Source organism: Spongiactinospora gelatinilytica, assembly GCF_003236385.1.
GTDB lineage: Bacteria > Actinomycetota > Actinomycetes > Streptosporangiales > Streptosporangiaceae > Spongiactinospora > Spongiactinospora gelatinilytica.
The window spans coordinates 1-2,530 of the sequence record NZ_POUA01000622.1; the positions used below are offsets into that span (position 1 = coordinate 1).

Sequence of the window (2,530 nt, forward strand, 5' to 3'; positions counted from 1 at the left end):
CTACACGCCGCAGGGCGGCCCCGGGGTCCCGGGCGGCCCGCTGTACCCGCCGGGCCCACGGGCGACCCCCCAGGGCCCGCCGAACGCCGTCTCCGGGCCGCCCGCGTCGTCCTACCCCGGCATCCCCGTGGCCGGCACCCCCGGCACCGGCAGGCCCGGCCGGGGTCCGGGCGGCGACGATGGCACGCTGAGCGGGGGCGGGCTGGGCACCGACCTGTTCGCGATCGCCGGTCCGCCGCCCCCCGAGGTCGGCGACTCCAAGAGCCGGGCGCGGAAGTTCATCCTGGTCTGTACCGGTCTCCTGCTGCTCGCGGTGGTCGTGATCTTCCTGGTGTGGGCGTTGACCTGAGCCGGTGAACCCTCGCTCGGGGCGGCAGCGCAGACTAAGCACATGAGCGAGTTTCGGATCGAGCATGACTCGATGGGTGAGGTACGCGTTCCCGCGGACGCCAAGTGGCGGGCCCAGACCCAGCGGGCGGTGGAGAACTTCCCGGTCTCCGGCCGAGGGCTCGAACCCGCCCATATCGCGGCCCTGGGCCTGATCAAGGCCGTGGCCGCCGAGGTGAACGGCGAGCTGGGCGTGATCGAGAAGGACCTGGCCGAGGCCATCGCGCAGGCGGCCACGGACGTGGCGGAGAACGAGTGGGACACGGAGTTCCCGATCGACGTCTTCCAGACGGGTTCGGGCACCTCCTCCAACATGAACGCCAACGAGGTGATCGCCACCCTGGCGGAGTCCCGGGTGGGCGGTGACCGCAAGGTCCACCCGAACGACCACGTCAACGCCTCGCAGTCGTCCAACGACGTGTTCCCGACCTCGATCCACGTCGCGGCGACGACCGAGACGGTCTTTCACCTGATCCCGTCCCTCGAACACCTCGCGACCGCGCTGCGGGCCAAGTCGATCGAGTTCTCCCAGGTGGTCAAGTCGGGGCGGACCCACCTGATGGACGCGACGCCGGTCACCCTGGGCCAGGAGTTCGCGGGGTACGCGACGCAGATCGACAACGCGGTGGCGCGGATCAACTCGGCGCTGACCAGGGTGACCGAGCTGCCGCTCGGCGGTACGGCGGTGGGCACCGGGATCAACACGCCGCCGGGGTTCGCCAGGAAGGTCATCGCGGGGCTGCGCGAGGCGACCGGCCTGCCGTTCACCGAGGCCCGCGACCACTTCGAGGCCCAGGGCGCACGCGACGCGATCGTGGAACTGTCGGGGCAGCTCAGGGTCACGGCGGTGGCGCTCAACAAGATCGCCAACGACCTGCGCTGGATGGGCTCGGGGCCGCGCGCGGGGCTGGGCGAGATCAACCTGCCCGACCTCCAGCCGGGATCCTCGATCATGCCGGGCAAGGTCAACCCGGTCGTGCCGGAGGCCGTGTGCATGGTGTCCGCCCAGGTCATCGGTAACGACGGGGCCATCGCCTTCGCGGGCGCGGCGGGCAGCTTCGAGCTGAACGTGATGATGCCGGTGATCGCCCGCAACATTGTGGAGTCGATCCGCCTGCTGGCCAACGTCTCCCGGCTGTTCGCCGACCGCTGCGTCTCGGGGATCACCGCCAACGCCGAGCGCTGCCGGGAGTACGCGGAGTCCTCTCCGTCGATCGTCACCCCGCTGAACCGGCACGTCGGCTACGAGGAGGCCGCCAAGATCGCCAAGGAGGCCCTGTCCGAACGCAAGACCATCCGCCAGGCCGTCCTCGACCGCGGCCACGTCGCCAAGGGCACCCTCACCGAAGAACAACTCGACGCCATCCTCGACGTCCTCTCCATGACCCGTCCCCCAGGCAACTGACGGCCACACGAAAACGGGCCCGCCTCACCCCGGGCCCGCTTCGGGTCCCTACCGGGAAATGCCGGGCAGCAGCGTGAAGGCGGGTACTCTTCCTGCGGTCACGAGCCATGGGCTCAGCCACATGTGGCAAGGGCACGAGCGAATGGTAAAAGATGAAAAAGCGAAAGACCCTGCTCGCCGGCGCGGTGGCGGCGGCCTGCGCCGCGGCCACCCTGGTCACCGCGGCACCGGCCCAGGCCAAGGTCATGGCCTGGGAGTTCTGCAAGCCGGGCATGGTATGCCTGTGGGAGCACGACTACGGCACCGGGGCGATGAAGGGGTGGGGGGAGGGCGACCGCGAGATGTTGTACGTCGGCAACGACATCAACGACAAGACGTCTTCCCTCTGGAATCGCACAAGCAGGACGATCTGCTTCTATACTGAACATAACCTAGACGGGATAGGAATTGCCGTCGGCTCGGGTCAATGGGTGGACAGGCTCTCCCGAAGTAATATCAATGACATGATCAACTCATGGGCCTCGTATTGCTGAGTTGATGGCCGCCGGTACCGGCCGGGCGTTCTCGGCCTGGTGTCATAGCGTGCCGTAGAAGACCCTTGGGTGATGGAGACGCGGCCACCGTTCTGATTCTTGAGGCGTGAAGGCGCCGAAGGGCAGGCGGTGGCCGCTCTCGTGCCGATCGCCCCCCGCTCAGAAGCGGCGGAGGAGGCGGTGGGGGTTGTTGAGGGTGGTGAGG

The 2,530-nt window shown here is 68.7% G+C and carries 2 protein-coding genes and 1 pseudogene; all 3 read left to right on the top strand.

The features are described 5' to 3' along the window. A pseudogene (locus C1I98_RS42305) lies at positions 1-349 on the top strand (hypothetical protein); the annotation flags it as partial. Between the two features lie 42 nt (positions 350-391). Then, complete coding sequence (locus tag C1I98_RS37835) at positions 392-1,792, top strand: class II fumarate hydratase (protein ID WP_111172050.1); 1,401 nt, start codon at positions 392-394, stop codon at positions 1,790-1,792. 152 nt (positions 1,793-1,944) lie between these two features. Beyond that, complete coding sequence (locus tag C1I98_RS37840; protein WP_111172051.1) at positions 1,945-2,325, top strand: peptidase inhibitor family I36 protein; 381 nt, start codon at positions 1,945-1,947, stop codon at positions 2,323-2,325. The last annotated feature ends 205 nt before the right edge of the window (positions 2,326-2,530 follow it).

Bases quoted from the DNA above. Each gene is read 5' to 3' on its own strand.
- C1I98_RS37835 (WP_111172050.1), top strand. From the start codon at position 392: ATGAGCGAGTTTCGGATCGAGCATGACTCGATGGGTGAGGTACGCGTT.
- C1I98_RS37840 (WP_111172051.1), top strand. From the start codon at position 1,945: ATGAAAAAGCGAAAGACCCTGCTCGCCGGCGCGGTGGCGGCGGCCTGC.